Origin of the sequence: Pseudomonas sp. JS3066, assembly GCF_036328175.1 — a bacterium.
GTDB lineage: Bacteria > Pseudomonadota > Gammaproteobacteria > Pseudomonadales > Pseudomonadaceae > Metapseudomonas.
The window spans coordinates 2,976,496-2,995,313 of the sequence record NZ_CP143312.1; the positions used below are offsets into that span (position 1 = coordinate 2,976,496).

At 64.8% G+C, this 18,818-nt stretch carries 14 protein-coding genes and 1 pseudogene; 14 read left to right on the plus strand and 1 reads right to left on the minus strand.

The features are described from left to right. Window positions 1-86: 86 nt before the first annotated feature. The 11 genes and pseudogenes from SA496_RS13835 to SA496_RS13880 all read left to right on the plus strand — a co-directional run bounded on the left by SA496_RS13835 (window position 87) and on the right by SA496_RS13880 (window position 13,189). Window positions 87-1,349 carry an OprD family porin gene (locus SA496_RS13835; RefSeq protein WP_330115579.1) on the plus strand — a complete coding sequence of 421 codons (1,263 nt, stop codon included), beginning with the start codon at window positions 87-89 and terminating at the stop codon, window positions 1,347-1,349. Window positions 1,350-1,828: 479 nt separating this feature from the next. Next, window positions 1,829-3,532 carry an AMP-binding protein gene (locus SA496_RS13840; protein ID WP_120650623.1) on the plus strand — a complete coding sequence of 568 codons (1,704 nt, stop codon included), beginning with the start codon at window positions 1,829-1,831 and terminating at the stop codon, window positions 3,530-3,532. A 101-nt stretch (window positions 3,533-3,633) separates the two neighbouring features. Beyond that, a complete protein-coding gene (locus SA496_RS13845) occupies window positions 3,634-5,142 on the plus strand; it encodes a CoA-acylating methylmalonate-semialdehyde dehydrogenase (RefSeq protein ID WP_120650621.1) in 1,509 nt (502 codons plus the stop codon). Between the two features lie 45 nt (window positions 5,143-5,187). Further along, window positions 5,188-5,961 carry an enoyl-CoA hydratase gene (locus SA496_RS13850; RefSeq protein ID WP_120650619.1) on the plus strand — a complete coding sequence of 258 codons (774 nt, stop codon included), beginning with the start codon at window positions 5,188-5,190 and terminating at the stop codon, window positions 5,959-5,961. Window positions 5,962-5,996: 35 nt separating this feature from the next. Next, window positions 5,997-6,887: a 3-hydroxyisobutyrate dehydrogenase gene (gene mmsB / locus SA496_RS13855; protein WP_120650617.1), complete on the plus strand. Its 891-nt coding sequence runs from the start codon at window positions 5,997-5,999 to the stop codon at window positions 6,885-6,887. A 2-nt stretch (window positions 6,888-6,889) separates the two neighbouring features. Next, window positions 6,890-7,975 carry an enoyl-CoA hydratase/isomerase family protein gene (locus tag SA496_RS13860; RefSeq protein WP_330115580.1) on the plus strand — a complete coding sequence of 362 codons (1,086 nt, stop codon included), beginning with the start codon at window positions 6,890-6,892 and terminating at the stop codon, window positions 7,973-7,975. 29 nt (window positions 7,976-8,004) lie between these two features. Next, window positions 8,005-9,156 carry an acyl-CoA dehydrogenase family protein gene (locus SA496_RS13865; protein WP_330115581.1) on the plus strand — a complete coding sequence of 384 codons (1,152 nt, stop codon included), beginning with the start codon at window positions 8,005-8,007 and terminating at the stop codon, window positions 9,154-9,156. Window positions 9,157-9,492: 336 nt separating this feature from the next. Beyond that, window positions 9,493-10,176: pseudogene (locus SA496_RS29230) on the plus strand (cache domain-containing protein); the annotation flags it as partial. A 123-nt stretch (window positions 10,177-10,299) separates the two neighbouring features. Next, entirely contained in the window at window positions 10,300-11,034 is a 735-nt protein-coding gene (locus SA496_RS29235) for a methyl-accepting chemotaxis protein (protein ID WP_371924401.1), read from the plus strand. Window positions 11,035-11,262: 228 nt separating this feature from the next. Continuing rightward, window positions 11,263-12,753 (plus strand): aldehyde dehydrogenase family protein, encoded by a 1,491-nt coding sequence (locus SA496_RS13875; protein WP_280358413.1) that lies wholly within the window; start codon window positions 11,263-11,265, stop codon window positions 12,751-12,753. 163 nt (window positions 12,754-12,916) lie between these two features. Then, window positions 12,917-13,189, plus strand: coding sequence for a DUF4242 domain-containing protein (locus SA496_RS13880; protein WP_120650606.1), 273 nt, complete (start codon window positions 12,917-12,919; stop codon window positions 13,187-13,189). Between the two features lie 57 nt (window positions 13,190-13,246). On the opposite strand, the gene SA496_RS13885 is transcribed toward SA496_RS13880, so the two are convergent. Further along, a complete protein-coding gene (locus SA496_RS13885; RefSeq protein ID WP_280358940.1) occupies window positions 13,247-15,187 on the minus strand; it encodes a sigma-54-dependent Fis family transcriptional regulator in 1,941 nt (646 codons plus the stop codon). 270 nt (window positions 15,188-15,457) lie between these two features. Here SA496_RS13885 and SA496_RS13890 point away from each other — a divergent pair, with 270 nt between their 5' ends. The 3 genes from SA496_RS13890 to pqqA all read left to right on the plus strand — a co-directional run bounded on the left by SA496_RS13890 (window position 15,458) and on the right by pqqA (window position 18,762). After that, window positions 15,458-16,390, plus strand: a complete 933-nt coding sequence (locus SA496_RS13890; protein ID WP_120650603.1) for a transporter — start codon at window positions 15,458-15,460, stop codon at window positions 16,388-16,390. Window positions 16,391-16,474: 84 nt separating this feature from the next. Further along, window positions 16,475-18,586 (plus strand): PQQ-dependent dehydrogenase, methanol/ethanol family, encoded by a 2,112-nt coding sequence (locus SA496_RS13895; protein WP_330115583.1) that lies wholly within the window; start codon window positions 16,475-16,477, stop codon window positions 18,584-18,586. A gap of 104 nt (window positions 18,587-18,690) precedes the next feature. After that, a complete protein-coding gene (gene pqqA / locus SA496_RS13900; RefSeq protein ID WP_120655176.1) occupies window positions 18,691-18,762 on the plus strand; it encodes a pyrroloquinoline quinone precursor peptide PqqA in 72 nt (23 codons plus the stop codon). Window positions 18,763-18,818 lie beyond the last annotated feature (56 nt).

The window sequence follows — 18,818 nt, forward strand, 5'->3', positions numbered from 1 at the left end:
TGCCCTTTTTCAATTCCGACTTACCCCGCTACCGGCCCTTGTGCCGGTACGGATTCGCTCGTCCACTAAAACAACAAGAGGCCTCCATGGATCGCAAAACCCTCACCTCCCACCTACTGCTCGTCGGCGGCGCGCTGTGTTGCTCCACACCCGCCCTGGCGGACTTCGTCAAGGATTCGAAAGCCAGCCTGGAGCTGCGCAACTTCTACTTCAACCGCGACTTCCGCCAAGACAACGCGACCCAGGCCAAGGCCGAGGAATGGGCCCAGGGCTTCCTCCTGCGCTATGAGTCCGGCTTCACCGAGGGACAGATCGGTGTCGGCGTCGACGCCATCGGCCTGCTCGGCGTGAAACTCGACTCCAGCCCCGACCGTGCCGGTTCCGGACTGCTCAAGCGTGACCGCGAAGCGCCCAAGCGCGCCCAGGATGAATACGGTGAGCTGGGCCTGACCGCCAAGCTGCGCGCCTCGAAGAGCACCCTCAAGCTCGGCACCCTGATGCCCAAGCTGCCGGTGCTGCTGGCCAACGATTCGCGCTTGCTGCCGCAGACGTTCGAAGGCGGTCAACTCAACTCCCTGGAGATCGACGGCCTGACCTTCGATGCCGGACGCCTGCGCCAGGTGAACCAGCGCGACTCCTCGGACTACGAGGACATGAGCATCACCACGGTGGGCGTGAAGAACATCCGCGCGCGCCAGACCACCAGCGATGCCTTCGACTTCGCCAACCTCAGCTACAAGTGGAACGACGCCCTCACCACTGGTTATGGCTTCGGCCGCCTGGACGACTTCTACCGCCAGCACTACCTGAGCCTGAACCACCTGCTGCCCCTGGGTGACGGCCAGAGCCTGAAGAGCGACCTGCGCTTTGCCCGCTCCACCGACGAGGGCGGCAGCAATGTCGACAACAAGGCCTTCGGCGCAATGTTCACCTACGGCTTCGGCGGCCACGCCGTAGGCCTGGGCTACCAGCGTATGAGCGGCGACACCGGCTTCGCCTACGTCAATGGCAGCGACGCCTACCTGGTGAACTTCGTACAGATCAGCGACTTCGCCAACCGCGAGGAACGCTCCTGGCAGGCCCGCTACGACTACAACTTCGCGGCTGTCGGGATTCCGGGGCTGACCTTCATGACCCGCTACCTCTCCGGCGACGGCATCGAGCTGGGCGCTGGCCGCGAAGACGGCAAGGAATGGGAGCGCGACACCGATATCGCCTACGTGGTGCAGAGCGGCCCACTGAAGAACCTCGGGCTGAAGTGGCGCAACGCCACGGTACGTTCGACCAACTTCGGCAATGACCTCGACGAGAACCGCCTGATCCTCAGCTACACACTGCCACTCTGGTAATGGCCTCACCCAAGGTCGCAGCGGCCGATGGCCCGCACGCGCCACCCCTCTCCCTTCAAGGAGAGGGGCTTCCGTAGGCTGGCGCTGAGCGCTGCGAAGCCCAACGCGACGAACGCCAACCCTCCCCCGAAAGGTCGGTACCGCAGCATTTGCAGGAGCGAGCTCTGCTCGCGAACCTTCGGAGCAGGACCGTTCGCGAGCAGAGCTCGCTCCTACACAAAAGCCGTGCTGCGCATATCGCCCAAGTTCCAACCCGGCGCCCCAAGGTGGATGCAATAAGCGGCATCCACCCAGTGCGAGCGAGTTCATTCGCGAAAGGCCGAACAGCCGCCCTTGAGACACTCAATGAAATTATGATTTTTTTGCACATCGCACCGGTTTTTCTGCTCGTTCTTATTTGATTTGCGCCCACCTATACTCAACCCACCAACCCGGCCACCGGCCGAAAGACCCGACAAAAACAATCAAGGGCACGCACCATGAACAACAACAGCCTTCCCTTCCTTGCCGCCCGTGACTTCCTGCTGGCCCACCGCACCGACTACAACACCGCCGTGCGCGGCTTCCGCTGGCCACAGCTCAAGGAGTTCAACTGGGCCCTGGACTATTTCGATGGCATGGCCAAGGACAACCAGGCGCCGGCACTCTGGATAGTCGAAGAGAATGGCAGCGAGCGCCGCTATAGCTTCCAGGAGCTGTCCGAGCGCTCCAACCGTGTCGCCAACCACCTGCGAGCCCTGGGCGTGAAGCGCGGCCAACGCATCCTGATGATGCTCGGCAACGACATCGCCCTGTGGGAGACCATGCTGGCCGCCTTCAAGCTTGGCGCCGTAGTGATCCCCGCCACCGCCCTGCTCACCTCCGAGGACCTGCGCGATCGCATCGAGCGCGGCCGGATCAACCATGTAGTAGCCGGCGGCGCGCACCTGGAAAAATTCAATGGCCTGGCCGAAGGCCTCACCCGCATAAGCGTCGGCGGTGATGCATCGGACTGGACGCCGCACAGCGCGGCGGAGCAATACCCGGCCGAGTTCCAGGCCGAGGGCGTGACTCTCGCCACCGACCCGATGCTGCTGTACTTCACGTCCGGCACCACCTCCAAACCGAAGATGGTGCTGCACAGCCACCAGAGCTACCCGGTCGGTCACCTGTCGACCATGTACTGGATCGGCCTGCAACCTGGCGACCTGCACCTGAACATCTCTTCCCCGGGCTGGGCCAAGCATGCCTGGAGCTGCTTCTTCGCCCCCTGGAACGCCGGTGCGTGCATCTTCATCCACAACGTCGCGCGCTTCAGCGCCCCGGCCTTGCTCGGCGTGCTGGAGCGCTACGGCGTCACCAGCCTGTGCGCACCACCCACCGTTTGGCGCATGCTGATCCAGGAAGACCTGGCCAGCTACCGCAGCCGCCTGCGCCTGCGTGAACTGGTGGGCGCTGGCGAGCCGCTCAACCCGGAAATCATCGAGCAGGTCCAGCACGCCTGGGGCCTCGACCTGCGCGATGGCTTCGGCCAGTCGGAAACCACCGCCCTGGTCGGCAATACCCCTGGCCAGAAGCTCAAGCCAGGCTCCATGGGCCGACCGCTACCCGGCTACCAGGTGACCATGCTCGACCCTGACGGCCAGCCCGCCAACGAAGGCGAAGTGGCCCTGCCGCTGGAAGTCCGTCCGCTGGGCCTGATGCTCTGCTACGAAGACAACCCGGAGAAGACCGCCGAAGTGATGCGCGACGGTTACTACCGCACCGGCGACACCGCGCAGATCTGCGAAGACGGCTACATCACCTTCGTCGGCCGTGCCGATGACGTGTTCAAGGCCTCCGACTACCGCATCAGCCCCTTCGAACTGGAAAGCGCGCTGATCGAGCATCCCGCCGTCATGGAAGTGGCCATCGTGCCCAGCCCCGACCCGGTGCGCCTGGCGGTGCCCAAGGCCTTCCTGATCCTCGCCCACGACGAGCCCGGCAGCGCCGAACTGGCCTTGAGCATCCTCGCCTTCGCCCGCGAGCACCTGGCGCCCTACAAGCGTGTGCGCCGCATCGAGTTCGTCAGCGAACTGCCCAAGACCATCTCCGGGAAGATCCGCCGCGTGGAACTGCGGCAAATGGAAGTGCAACGCCGCCAGGGCGATGCACGGGGCGCCGGCGAGTACTTCGAAGAAGACTTCCCGCAGCTCAAGGGCTGATTCCGGGCCGGTTCGCCGGCCCTCCCACTAATACCCCGACCGCTCGGACGACTTGCCCGAGGGGCCTCACTCGACCCAACGAAAGCAGGCAGGACCCATACATGACCTCTTCCAGCGTTCCCAGCGTCAAGCTGCTCATCAACGGTGAATTCGTCGAATCCAAGTCCCAGCAGTGGCGCGACGTGGTCAACCCGGCGACCCAGGAAGTCCTGGCCCGCGTACCCTTCGCCACCCAGGACGAGATGAACGCCGCTGTTGCCGCCGCCCAGGACGCCTTCAAGACCTGGCGCAAGACCCCGATCGGCGCACGCGCCCGCATCTTCCTCAAGTACCAGCAGCTGATCCGCGAGAACATCAAGGAGCTGGCCGCCCTGCTCACCGCCGAACAGGGCAAGACCCTGCCGGACGCTGAGGGCGACGTCTTTCGTGGCCTTGAGGTGGTAGAACACGCCGCCAACATCGGCACCCTGCAGATGGGCGAGCTGGCCAACAACGTCGCCAACGGCGTGGACACCTACACCCTGCTGCAACCGATCGGCGTGTGCGCCGGCATCACCCCGTTCAACTTCCCGGCGATGATTCCGCTGTGGATGTTCCCCATGGCCATTGCCTGCGGCAACACCTTCGTCCTCAAGCCCTCCGAGCAGGACCCGCTGGTGACCATGCGCCTGGTCGAACTGGCGCTGGAAGCCGGCATCCCGAAAGGCGTCCTGAACGTGATCCACGGCGGCGTCGATGCGGTGAACCTGATCTGCGACCACCCGGACATCAAGGCTGTGTCCTTCGTCGGCTCCACCAAGGTCGGCACCCACGTCTACAACCGCGCCTCGCTGAACGGCAAGCGTGCGCAATGCATGATGGGCGCGAAGAACCACGCCATCGTCCTGCCCGACGCCAACAAGCAGCAGACCCTGAATAACCTGCTGGGCGCGTCCTTCGGCGCCGCCGGCCAGCGCTGCATGGCCCTGCCGGTGGTGATCCTGGTGGGCGAGGCGCAAGCCTGGCTGCCGGACCTGGTGGAAAAGGCCAAGACCCTCAAGGTGAGTGCCGGTGTCGAGCCGGGCACCGACATCGGCCCAGTGGTCTCCTGCTCCGCACTGGACCGCATCAGTGGCCTGATCGCCACGGGTATCGAGGAAGGCGCCAAGCTGGTGCTCGATGGCCGCAACCCGAGCGTACCTGGCTATGAGGACGGCAACTTCGTCGGCCCGACCATCTTCTCCGGCGTGACCACGGAAATGACCATCTACCGCGAAGAAATCTTCGGGCCGGTGCTCTGCGTGGTGAACGCCGCCAGCCTGGATGAGGCCATCGCCTTCATCAACGCCAACCCCAACGGCAACGGCACCGCTCTATTCACCCGCTCCGGTGCTGCCGCGCGGCACTTCCAGGAAGAGATCGACGTCGGCCAGGTCGGCATCAACGTACCGATCCCGGTGCCGGTCCCGCTGTTCTCCTTCAGCGGCTCCCGCGCCTCCAAGCTGGGTGACCTCGGCCCCTACGGCAAGCAGGTGGTGCTGTTCTACACCCAAACCAAGACCATCACCCAACGCTGGTTCGATGAAGACGATGTCGGCGGCGCGGTGAACACCACCATCACCCTGAAATGATCCCTCCGGGCCGGCGCCTCGCGCCGGCCCGCCTGGAGTAATGCCATGGAATACGAAACCATCCTGGTCTCCGTGCAGGACCGCGTCGGCCTGATCACGCTGAACCGCCCCAAGGCGCTCAACGCCCTCAACTCGCAGCTGGTCGCCGAGCTGAACCAGGCCCTTGACGGCCTGGAGGCCGATCCGGAGGTCGGCTGCCTGGTGATCACCGGGTCGGCCAAAGCCTTCGCCGCCGGTGCCGACATCAAGGAGATGTCCGCCTTCGGCTTCCCGCAGATCTACCTGGATGACTTCTTCGCCGCCGCCGACCGCATCGGCGCACGGCGCAAGCCGCTGATCGCGGCGGTCGCCGGCTACGCCCTGGGCGGCGGCTGCGAGCTGGCGCTGATGTGCGACTTCATCTACGCCGCCGAGAACGCCCGCTTCGGCCTTCCGGAGCTGACCCTGGGCGTGATCCCGGGCATCGGTGGCACCCAGCGCCTGACCCATGCCCTGGGTAAGTCCAAGGCGATGGAACTGTGCCTCACCGGCCGCCAGCTGACCGCTGAGGAAGCTGAACGCGCCGGCCTGGTAGCCCGCGTCCTGCCAGCCGAAGCCCTGCTGGACGAGACCCTGGCCGCGGCCCGTGGAATAGCCAGTAAATCGCTGCCCGCCGCCATGATGACCAAGGAGTGCGTCAACCGCGCCTTCGAGCTGGGACTCAATGAAGGCGTGCGCTTCGAAAGGCGGCTGTTCCATTCGCTGTTCGCCAGCGCCGACCAGAAGGAAGGCATGAATGCCTTCGTGGAAAAGCGCGCACCGAACTTCACCCACCGTTGACCGCCCTCCCGGCCCAATTTCAAGAGGACACCAGCATGCATATCGGATTTCTTGGTCTCGGCAACATGGGCGGCCCCATGGCCCGCAACCTGCTCAAGGCCGGCCACACGCTCACCGTGTTCGACCCCTCGCCGCTGGCGACTGCCGCGCTCGTGGAGCTCGGTGCGCGTACGACCAACAGCCCGGCGGAGCTCGCCCGTGACGGTGTTGCCGCGATCATCACCATGCTGCCCACCGCCGCTCACGTGAAGGCCGTCTACTTGGGCGTCGATGGGCTGCTGGCCAACATCGGCCCGGGTGTACTGCTGATCGACAGCTCCACCATCGACCCACTGAGTGCCCGCGACGTCGCCAAGGCGGCCGCCGCCCAGGGCAATCCCATGCTCGATGCGCCGGTCTCCGGCGGCACCGGCGGTGCAGCGGCCGGCACCCTGACCTTCATGGTCGGCGGCACGGCCAGCGCCTTCGACCAGGCCCACCCGCTGCTCGCCGCCATGGGCAAGAACATCGTCCACTGTGGGGACACCGGCAACGGCCAAGTCGCCAAGATCGCCAACAACATGCTGCTCGGTATCTCCATGGTCGGCGTCGCCGAAGCCATGGCCCTGGGCGTCGCCCTCGGCATGGATGCAAAGGTGCTGGCGGGCATCATCAACACCTCCAGCGGCCGCTGCTGGAGCTCGGAGATCAACAACCCGTTCCCCGGCGTACTGGAAAATGCCCCCGCCTCGCGCGGTTACAGCGGCGGCTTCGGCACCGACCTGATGCTCAAGGACCTGGGACTGGCCACCGAGGCCGCGCGCCACGCGAAACAACCGGTCGTGCTCGGCGCCGCCGCCCAGCAGCTGTATCAGACCTTCAGCCTGCAAGGGTACGGCGGGCTCGACTTCTCCGCGATCATCAACCTGTTCCGTCGGGAAGCCTGAGCATGAGTGACGAGGCGCCCATCCTGGCCAGCGTGCGCAACCGCGTCGGCCACCTCACGCTGAACCGCCCGGCCGGGCTCAATGCCCTGACCCTGCCCATGGTGCGCCAGCTACATCGTCACCTGTGGGCCTGGGAGCTGGACCCGGACATCGTCGCCGTGGTCATTCGCGGCGCCGGTGAGAAGGCCTTCTGCGCGGGTGGCGACATCCGCATGCTGTACGAGAGCCATGCAGCCGGTGACAACCAGCACAAGGTGTTCCTCGAAGAGGAGTATGCACTCGACGAGTACCTGCACAACTACGCCAAGCCGGTCCTGGCGCTGCTGGACGGTTTCGTCCTCGGCGGCGGCATGGGACTGGCGCAGGCCGCCTCATTGCGCGTCATCACCGAGCGCACCCGCATGGGTATGCCGGAGGTCGGCATCGGCTTCTTCCCGGACGTCGGCGGCAGTTACTTCCTGCCTCGCCTGCCGGGCGAGCTGGGTATCTACCTGGGCGTCACCGGCTGCCAGGTGCGCGCGGCCGATGCGTTGTATGCCGGCTTCGCCGACTACTGCCTGCCCAGCGAACGCATCGCGGAGCTGGACCAGGCACTGGACACCCTGAAATGGAGCTATGCGCCGAGGGAGAACCTCGCGCAGTTACTCGGTTGCCTGGCCGCCGAGCGCATTCCCGGCTCGGAGCTGAAAGCGCTGCGACCGGCTATCGACCGGCATTTCTCACTGCCGGATATCACTGCCATCCGCCAATCGCTGCTGGCCGAGGATTGCGCTGAATACTCCGACTGGGCCGAGGAAACCGTGCGCGTGCTGGACAGCCGCTCTCCCCTGGCGATGGCCGTGACCCTGGAACTGCTGCGCCGGGGCCGTCATCTGTCGCTGGGTGATTGCTTCGCCCTGGAGCTGCACCTGGACGACCAGTGGTTCGACAAGGGCGACCTGATCGAGGGTATCCGCGCCCTGATCATCGACAAGGACAAGACGCCACGCTGGAACCCGCCGACCCTGGCGGAGCTGACGCAAGAACGGGTGCTGTCCTTCTTCGGCGGCTTCCCGAGCGCGGCCGGCAAACCTCTTCGCACCGCCTGACGGTGCCATCCTGCGGGAGAACAAGCACGATGCATGACCTCGAACTCACCGAAGAACAGCGCATGATCCGCGACATGGCGCGAGATTTTGCCCGCGCTGAAGTGGCACCCCGCGCACAGGCCTGGGAGAAAGCCTGCTGGATCGACGACGAACTGGTACGCCAGATGGGCGAACTGGGCCTGCTCGGCATGGTGGTGCCAGAGCAGTGGGGCGGCACCTACATCGACTATGTCGCCTACGCCCTGGCGGTAGAGGAAATCTCCGCCGGCGACGCCGCCCTCGGTGCGCTGATGAGCATCCACAACTCGGTCGGCTGCGGCCCGATCCTCAACTACGGTAGCGAGGCGCAGAAGGACCAGTGGCTGCCGGCCCTGGCCAGTGGCGCGGCGATAGGCTGCTTCTGCCTGACCGAACCCCAGGCGGGCTCCGAGGCGCACAACCTGCGCACCCGTGCCGAGCTGGTGGATGGCCACTGGGTGCTCAACGGCGCCAAGCAGTTCGTCAGCAACGGCAAACGGGCCAAGCTCGCCATTGTCTTCGCAGTGACCGACCCGGAGCTGGGCAAGAAAGGCCTCTCCGCCTTCCTGGTACCCACGGACACGCCCGGTTTCGACGTCGACCGCAGCGAACACAAGATGGGCATCAAGGCCTCGGACACCTGCGCCGTGACCCTGAGCAACTGCGTGGTGCCGGAAGCCAACCTGTTGGGCCAACGCGGCAAAGGCCTCGCTATCGCCCTGTCGAACCTCGAAGGTGGCCGCATCGGCATCGCTGCCCAGGCCCTCGGCATTGCCCGGGCGGCCTTCGAAGCGGCGCTGGGCTATGCACGCGAGCGGGTGCAGTTCGGCAAGCCGATCATTGAGCACCAGAGCATCGGCAACCTGCTGGCGGACATGCAGACCCGCATCAATGCCGCTCACCTGATGATCCTGCATGCCGCTCGCCTGAAGAGCGCCGGCCTCCCCTGCCTGTCGGAAGCCTCGCAGGCCAAGCTGTTCGCCTCGGAAATCGCCGAGCAGGTGTGCTCCAGCGCCATCCAGGTCCATGGCGGCTATGGCTACCTGGAGGACTACCCGGTGGAGAAGTACTACCGGGATGCGCGAATCACGCAGATCTACGAAGGGTCCAGCGAAGTGCAGCGCCTCGTGATTGCCCGCGAACTGGCCAGCTATCAACTCTGAGTCACCCACGTTTTCCGGGCGTCTCCGCTCCCGTGGAGCGCCCGGTTTTTTTCGGGCTCGATTTCACCCTTCCTCCACACGCTGTCTTGCGGTGGCATGAGACAACCCGGTGTCTCAATCGGAGCCGGCAGCCCTGCCTGGGAACGACCCCAGCCTGATGGCCCGCACACGCCAGTTCGACAAGGTCCATGACTGGCACAGGCCTTGCTCCGGCCGTCGGAGACCCACAACAAGAAGCCAACTGCCATGCCCAACCTGCGCCATATCGCTATTAGTCACCGCCTGTGGCTGATCCTTTCGACCTCCCTGCTGGTACTGCTCGCCCTGGCCGGGCTGATGCTCAGCCAAAACCTCTCCGACCTGCACGCCGCCAAGGCCCTGAAGACCCGCCATGTCGTCGAGACCGCCGGCAGCATCCTGCGCTACTACCAGGGGCTGGAAAGCACCGGCAAGCTCAGCCGCGAAGAAGCCCAGCGGCAGGCCATCGAACTGATGCGCAGCCTGCGCTACAACGGTGAAGACTATTTCTGGCTGGAAGGCCTGGACACGCGCATGGTCATGCACCCCAGCGCCAAGGTCGAAGGCAAGGTCATGACCGGCACGCGGGACCCGGACGGCAAACGGCTGTTCGACGACATGGTGGCTGTCGCCAAGCGCGATGGCGCCGGTCTGGTCCATTACAGTTGGCCGCGTCCCGGCTCCGACGAGCCGGTGCCGAAGGTCTCCTACGTCGAACTGTTCCAGCCCTGGGGCTGGATAGTCGGCTCGGGCATCTACGTCGACGACGTGCAGGTCGAGTTCCGCGCGCACGCCCTCAACACCCTCGGCATCCTGTTGCTGACGGGCCTGCTGCTCTCCGTCCTGATCATGCTGATCGCCCGCAGCATCGCTTCACCGCTGGACCAGGCGGTCAATGCCATGGCCAACATCGCCAGCGGCGAGGCTGACCTCACCCGTAGTCTCGATGAACACTGGAGTGAGGAGTTGACCGCCCTGGGCACACATTTCAACGCCTTCACCCGCAAGCTGCGCGGCGTCATCGGCCATTCGCTGGAAACCGCCGACTCGCTCGACCGTGCCTCACAATCCCTGGGGGTCATCGCCGACGACACCCAGCGCCAGAGCCAGCAACAATCGCAACAGATGGAATTGGTCGCCACCGCGGTCCAGGAGCTTTCCTATGCCGTGCAGGAGGTGGCGCGTAACGCCGAACAAGCCTCCAGCGAAATGCTCGACGCCGAAGAACAAGCGCTGCGTGCCCAGGACAATATCGGCAGCAGCCTGCAACAAATCGACCAGCTCTCGGGCACCATCGGCAAGGCGGTCGACGTCATCCAGTCCCTGGCCCATGAAAGCGCGCAGATCGGCACCGTGTTGGAAGTCATCCGCGCCATCGCCGAACAGACCAACCTGCTGGCCCTTAACGCCGCCATCGAAGCCGCGCGCGCCGGTGAACAGGGGCGCGGCTTCGCCGTGGTCGCCGACGAGGTGCGGCTGCTGGCGCAACGCACGCAGAAATCAACGGCCGAAATCCAGACGATGATCGAGCGCCTGCAAGCCAACTCCGAAGCCGCCGTGCAGGTCATCGACGAAAGCAGCCAGGCGTCGGCGCTGACCGTCGAACAGGCTCGCCTGGCAGGCCGGAGCCTGGAGCAGATTGCCCAGTCGCTGCGTAACCTGACAGGCCTGAACGCCTCGATTGCCAGCGCCACCCTGGAGCAGTCCCAGGTGGTCGAGGACATCAACCTGAACGTGACGCAGGCGGCCTCCCTGGCGGAGGAAAGTGCCCTCGCCGCCAGCCAGTCCAATGCGGCGAGCCATCAGCTCGGAACGCTGGCCAACCAGTTGAACCAGACCCTGAAACAGTTCCGGGTGTAGCCCCACGCTGGCATCTACGGCTTCGCTCCGAACCGGCCCGGCTGAAGCGAGACAGCCGGGCTGTCTCATTCAGAGACACCTGCCCCAGTCCGGCACAACCCTGCCGAATCGATGCGTTGCGCAGAGGACGTCTCTACCTCCGCGCCCGGCGTCCTGCCTGGCCTGCAGGGGCGCTGGCACAGGCCTTGCTCCCGCTGGGCCAGACACCAACAACAAGAGGCCCCGCCCATGCAGACTCCCCCAATTCTTCCGCAAACCCGCTCCTTCCTGGACCGCCCCCATCGGATGCTGATCGGTGCCCAATGGCAGGACGCCGCCAGCGGCAACACCATGAGTTTCCGTAATCCTGCGACCGGCGAAATCCTCGGTGAAGTGCCCTCCGCCACCGCCGAGGATGTGGACCGCGCCGTGCAGGCCGCGCGCCAGGCCTTCGATGATTCCGCCTGGAGCCGCATGCGTCCGCGCGAGCGGCAGAACCTGCTGTGGCGCCTGGCCGACCTGATGGAGCGCGATGCCCAGGAACTGGCCGAACTGGAATGCCTGAACAACGGCAAGAGCGCCGCCGTGGCCAAGGTCATGGACGTGCAGTTGGCCATCGACTTCCTCCGCTACATGGCCGGCTGGGCCACCAAGATCGAAGGCACCACGGTCGACCCGTCCCTGCCGCTGATGCCGGGCGACCAGTTCCACGGCTACATCCGCCGCGAAGCGGTGGGCGTGGTCGGCGCCATCGTCGCCTGGAACTTCCCCCTGCTGCTGGCCTGCTGGAAGCTCGGCCCGGCGCTCGCCACCGGCTGCACCGTGATCCTCAAGCCCGCCGATGAAACCCCGCTGACCGCCCTCAAGCTGGCCGAACTGGTGCTGGAAGCCGGCTACCCGGCCGGGGTGTTCAACGTCATCACCGGCACCGGCCTGAATGCCGGCGTCGCCCTCACCTGCCATCCGGGCGTGGACAAGCTGACCTTCACCGGCTCCACCGAGGTGGGCAAGCAGATCGGCAAGGCGGCCATGGACAACATGACCCGCGTGACCCTGGAACTCGGCGGCAAGTCGCCGACCATCGTCATGCCCGACGCCAACCTCGCCGAAGCCGCCGCCGGCGCCGCCAGCGCGATCTTCTTCAACCAGGGCCAGGTCTGCTGCGCCGGCTCGCGCCTGTATGTGCACCGCAAGCACTTCGACAACGTGATTGCCGACATCGCGGGCATCGCCAACGGCATGAAGCTCGGCAACGGCCTGGACCCCAGCGTGCAGATGGGCCCGCTGGTCTCCGCCAAGCAGCAAGACCGCGTCACCGGCTACATCAACCTCGGCCGCGAACTGGGCGCCACCATCGCCTGCGGCGGCGAAGGTTTCGGCCCCGGCTACTTCGTCAAGCCGACCGTGATCGTCGACGTCGACCAGCAGCACCGCCTGGTGCAGGAAGAAATCTTCGGCCCGGTGCTGGTGGCCATGCCCTTCGACGATATCGACGAGGTGGTGCGCATGGCCAACGACAACCCCTATGGCCTGGGCGCCAGCATCTGGTCCAACGACCTGTCGGCGGTGCACCGGATGATTCCGCGCATCAAGTCCGGCTCGGTCTGGGTCAACTGCCACAGCGCCCTCGACCCGGCCCTGCCCTTCGGCGGCTACAAGCTCTCCGGCGTCGGCCGCGAAATGGGCGCGGCAGCCATCGAGCACTACACCGAGCTGAAGTCGGTGCTGATCAAGCTCTGAGGGCTCCTGTGGGAGCGATTTCAATCGCGAATGAATTCGCTCCAACAAGGGTGCCAAGCGACCATTCGGCACCCGGTCCGACACCGTTGTGTGGGGGAAAAAAGCGCCATCCACCCTACGACACAAGCGTCACCAGACAACCCACAACAAGAAGGAAAAAACCATGCCGAACTACGTCATCGAACGCGACATCCCCGATGCGGGAAAGCTCACGATCAAGGAGCTTCAGGCCATCTCGCAGAAGTCATGCGCCGTGCTCAGCGCCATGGGGCCACAGATTCAGTGGCTGCACAGCTACGTGACGGACGACAAGGTCTATTGCGTGTACCGCGCGGATAACGAAGAACTGGTCCGCGAACATGCCGAGCAAGGTGGCTTCCCGGCCAATCGTGTCTCCGAAGTTCGCGGAATCATCGACCCGACCACTGCCCGCTGACGCGCCGACCAGACGGCAAGGCTGCACCCGTTGCCGCGTGCGGTCTTGCCCTGAACCTCACTCCTCTCCCATCGCCTTCAGCTTGCGGTACAAGGTTGCCCGTCCAATCCCCAGGCTACGGGCGGCAGCCGAGAGATTGCCCTGGCAGGCATCGATGGCGGCACGGATCGCGCGCTGCTCGGATGCCAGCAAGGTATCCCCCGCCAGTGATTGAGGTGCGGCGGCCGGCGCCGGTTCTGCCCGGCTTGCCGACGCCTTCGCGATGGCCGGCAGCACTTCGTCGGGCAAGTGTCGAAGCCCGATCCAACCCTCGTCTTCGGCCAGCGCGGCAGCGAGCCGGAGCGTCTGATGGAGCTGCCGGATATTCCCCGGCCAGCTGTAGCTCAGCAGGGCCTGCAATGCGGATTCCTCCAACGCCAGCGGCGCATGGGATGCCGTCTCGCTCTGCAGCAAGCGCTGGATCAGTAGCGCCAGATCGGTACGTTCGCGCAGGGCCGGCAAGGTGACCCGCAAACCGTTAATCCGGTAGTAGAGGTCCTCACGGAAACCCTGCTCCTGCGACAGCTGTGCCAGATCTCGGTGGGTGGCACAGATCAGCGCGCAATCCACTTTGATGACGGCAGTGCTGCCGAGACGGCTCAGGCTCCGCTCCTGCAGCACGCGCAACAGGCGCCCCTGCAGTTCCAGCGGCATGTCGCCGATCTCGTCGAGGAACAGGGTGCCCTGGTGCGCCTGCTCGATCTTGCCGGCCGCCCCGCCCTTGCGGCTGCCGGTGAAGGCACCCTCAACATGACCGAACAGCTCCGATTCGATCAGGCTCGCCGGAATCGACGAACAGTTGATCGCCACGAAGGGACCACTGGCGCGGGCACTGCCCTCGTGCAGCAGGCGTGCGAACACCTCCTTGCCGGTGCCGGTCTCGCCGTTGATCAGCACCGGGATATCCCGTGCGAAGGCCTTGCGGGCACGCTCCAGCGCAGAACTGACCGCTGGGTCTTCGAGGCACGGCCCCTGCACGGCGAGGGGGCGGCGCTCGGCGGTGGCGAAGGTGCGCGGCGGCTCCTGCAACTGACTGGCCTTCTTCTCCGGTGAGGTGGTGAGGCAGGCGTGCAGCTGGCAGCCCCACTGGGTCTGCATGCGGAATGGCACGCTGAGGTCGTAGCGGCGATAGCAGACGGCATGGGCGAAAGGCATGTCGAACAGCTCGTTGAAATCCATGCCCCGCTTCAACCCCGGCGACGAGAATATCTGCGTGGCGATGCGATTGGCCCCTTTCAGCTTTCCGACCGGATCGAACGCCAGCAGCCCCTCCATGGGGGTGCCGAGAATGTCCAGCCGGTAGTGCAAATGCACCAGCAGGACATTCCCCAACTCCATGAACATCCGCCGTTCGATGGCGCGGGCCGCGATGACCAGGGACTCCAGGCAATAGAGGGAAGTCGCCGGCCCTTTGCGGCTGGCATCCAGCACGCCGACTATTCCGCCATCGAGGCCGAAGATCGGGGTGGCCATGCAAGTGAAGGCATGGGCCTCCTCCAGGTAATGGTCGGCGCCAGCCACGACGACGGTTTCCCGCTCTTCCAGGGCGCAACTCGGCCCGGTGGTGCCCACCAGCGTTTCGAGGAACTGCGCGCCGGGCCGGAAAACCTGGTTGAGCTCCTGGCTGGCGCTGTTGCACTTGCCGATCGAGTTGAGCACCACGCCCTCCATGTCGATGCAGGCAAGTACCCAGTCCTTCGGCGCAAGCGCTCCGTGCAACTGTTCCATCTCGGGCTTCGCGGCGCCGAGAAGCGTCCCTCCGTGTTCCTGGATGTCCTTTGGACGGACCACGACCGGAGCATCGAAGAGCACCCGGTCGCGAGGCGAAATTCCGTAATGCTGGGAGCGCTCCCACGAGCGTGCGATCAACTGCGATCCGAAGGCCGGCCTGCGGCCCTCAGGCGACATGAGAACCGTCCTGCCTTCAGTGGCGGGAATGGGGTCATCGGGCTTGCTCATGGCTCATCCTCGAAACGGTTGTATCAGACCGGTACAGCATTGCCGCCCTGCAACTGGCTCAGAGTGAGACAGCGAGACGGTGCAACCTTCCTGGAACTTCCAACCGCCAATTGCATTTTTATACAAGCCATTGATTTTCAAGCACTAATTAGAACTTAAAACAATATGGCACAGGTCCTGCTGAACAGCTGATGCGTTTCTGGTTGTTCTTTCAAGTAAAGGCCAGAGAACAGCAATCAATGATAAACAAAAACAATAAAAGGTGATGTCATGACGAAGAGCGGTAAAGCTCGTCTCGCCTGTTCCAGCAGCACGCACAAGACCGCTGTTTCCAGGGCCCTGGCCCTGACCACCAGCCTCGGTCTCGCAGCCGGATTCACCCCTGCCGCCCACGCTTTGGATGTGGATGCAGGCGACTACACGGCCTTGCCCGAAGGCACCAACCTCGGCCTGCTGTATTACCAACACGCCGAACGCAACGCGCTGTACGCCAACGGCCACAAGGCTCCCATCGACGCAGGCCTGGATTCGGACGTGGGCATCCTCCGGGGTGTGCACTTCATGAAGCTCGGCGACTACATCATCGATCCGCAGTTTCTCCTGCCCTTTGGCAATCTGCGTGCCAAGGACGATCTCAAGGGCCTGGGGAGCGATAGCGGCACCGGCGACCTGATCCTCGCGTCCACCATCTGGCTGGTGAACGACCCGGCCAAGCGTCGCTACTTCGGTATCACGCCGTTCATCTTTGCGCCGACCGGCAGCTACGACAACGACCAGCCGATAAACCTCGGCGAGAACCGCTGGAAGTTCACCCTCCAGGCCGGCTACATCACCGGCCTCACCGACAAGCTAACCCTTGACCTGGTGGGCGACGTGACCTTCTTCGGCGACAACGACGACTACGGTCCGGACAGCGTGACACGCAAGCAGTCGGAGCTTTATCAGGGCCAGGCTTTCCTGCGCTACAACTTCACTGAGCGCTTCGATATCCGTGCAGGCATATCCAGGACCTGGGGCGGGGAAAACGAAGTCGACGGCATCGATCTGAACGACGAACCCGATACCAGCAAATACAACATCGGCGCCTCCTACTTCATCACGCCCACCACCCAGGTGCTGGCGACCTACGGGCAGGACCTGTCCGTCGAGAACGGGTTCGAGGAAGACAACCGCATCAACCTGCGACTGCTGCAGGTGTTCTGACCTTTCGCCAGCCGACCGCCTGATTCATATCGGATGAGCGAAAGCACTCCGCCCATAACAAGCACATCAAGGAGTCCTGCGTAAATGTCCAACACGCAGCCCATGCACAGAAACCGTACCCGCCTCGCCGCCGCCCTGCTCGTCGCCCTGCTGGGGCCAGCCGCCTACGCGGCTCCCGTCGACCAGGCCGCCATTGTCGCCAGCGAGAAAGATGGCAGCGAATGGCTCAGCCACGGTCGTACCTATGACGAACAGCGCTTCAGCCCCCTGAAGCAGATCACTGCCGACAACGTCGGCAAGCTCGGCCTCTCCTGGTACATCGACCTCGATAACCACCGTGGACTGGAAGCGACCCCGCTGTTCTCCGACGGCGTGCTCTACGCCTCGCTTTCCTGGAGCCGCGCCATCGCCGTCGACGTGGCCACTGGCAAGGTCCTCTGGACCTTCGATCCGCAGATCGAACGCGGCAAGGCCCGCGACGCCTGCTGCGATGCCGTCAACCGCGGCGTCGCGCTGTGGAATGGCAAGATCTACATCGGCACTCTCGATGGCCGCCTGATCGCCTTGGACGCCAAGACCGGCCGGGAAGTCTGGAGCCAGCAGACCACCGACAACAGCAAGCCCTACACCATCACCGGCGCGCCGCGCGTGGTGAAGGGCAAGGTGATCATCGGCACCAGCGGCGCGGAATATGGCGTGCGCGGCTACTTCTCCGCCTACGACGCCGAGACCGGCAAGATGGCCTGGCGCTTCTACACCGTGCCCGGCGACCCGGCCAAGCCCTACGAGCATCCGGAGCTGGCCGAAGCAGCCAAGACCTGGAAAGGCGACGAGTACTGGAAAGGCGGCGGTGGTGGCACCGTCTGGGACGGCATGGCCTACGACCCCGACCTGGAGCTGCTCTACATCGGCACCGGCAACGGCTCGCCGTGGAACCGAGAACTGCGCAGCCCTGGCGGTGGCGACAACCTCTACCTGTCGTCGATCCTCGCCGTGGACCCGGACACCGGCAAACTGGCCTGGCACTACCAGACCACCCCGGGCGAGACCTGGGACTTCACCGCGACCCAGCAACTCACCCTGGCGACCCTGGAGCTCGACGGCAAGCCCCGCAAGGTGATCATGCAGGCGCCGAAGAACGGTTTCTTCTACGTGCTCGATCGCGAAACCGGCAAGCTCCTGTCCGCCGAGAAGTTCGGCAAGGTGACCTGGGCCGAGCGCGTCGACCTGGCGACCGGCCGTCCGGTGGAGGTACCGGGTGCGCGCTATGAGAAAGAGCCCGTGGTGATGTGGCCGAGCCCGTTCGGCGCCCACAGCTGGCACTCGATGTCCTACAACCCGCAGACCGGACTGGTGTACATCCCCTACCAGGAAATCCCAGGCGTCTACCGCAACGAAGGCAAGGACTTCGTTCGCCGCAAGGGTTTCAACACCGGTGCCGGTTTCTCCGACGCCACCGAGATTCCGCGCGAGGCGGTGTCCGGTGCGCTGCTGGCCTGGGACCCGGTGAAGCAGAAGGAAGCCTGGCGCGTGCCCTACCCGCACTACTGGAACGGCGGCACCCTGAGCACCGCGGGTAACCTGGTGTTCCAGGGCACGGCCGCCGGCAACCTGGTGGCCTACTCGGCCGACAAGGGCAAGCAGCTCTGGTCCTTCGCCGCCCAGACCGGCATCGTCGCCGCGCCCATGACCTACAGCTACAAGGGCGAACAGTACGTGGCGATCATGGCCGGCTGGGGCGGTGTCGCCCCGCTGATTGGCGGCGATGCGGCGAAAGCGCCGGGCGTCGGCAACGTCAGCCGCCTGCTGGTGTTCAAGCTGGACGGCAAGGCCAGCCTGCCGCAGCTTCCGGAGAAACAAGTCGCCGCCCTCACCCGCATCCCGCAACCGGTCCACGCCAGTGAAGCCGACCTTAAAGCTGGCCAGCAGTTGTACGGCAGCTACTGCTCCGTGTGCCATGGCGTCGGGGCGATGAGCGGCGGGCTGGTGCCTGACCTGCGCAAATCCGACGAGTCGCGCCGCAGCCTGTTCCAGCAGATCGTCCGGGAAGGCGTGCTGCGTCCTCTGGGCATGCCATCCTTCGGGGACACTTTGACGGCGGACGAGGTCGAAAAAATCAAGGCCTACGTCATGAGTCGCGAGTACGCGGACTACACGAAGGAGCAGCAGTCGACCGCTGCGAAAGAAAAACCGTGATCGGACCAGGCAAGGCGGCCGCGACCGCACCGCCTTGCCTGGCCAGCACAGACGAAGATTTCGTCGATTCACCCCACGCAATAACAAAAGAGAGGATTCGACCCATGTGGACCAAACCCAGCTACACCGACATGCGCATTGGCTTTGAAGTGACCCTGTACTTCGCCAACCGCTGATGCTCCACGGCGCTGAGCTGGCCTCCACCGGCACAGCGTCCTTGCTTGACCCCGGT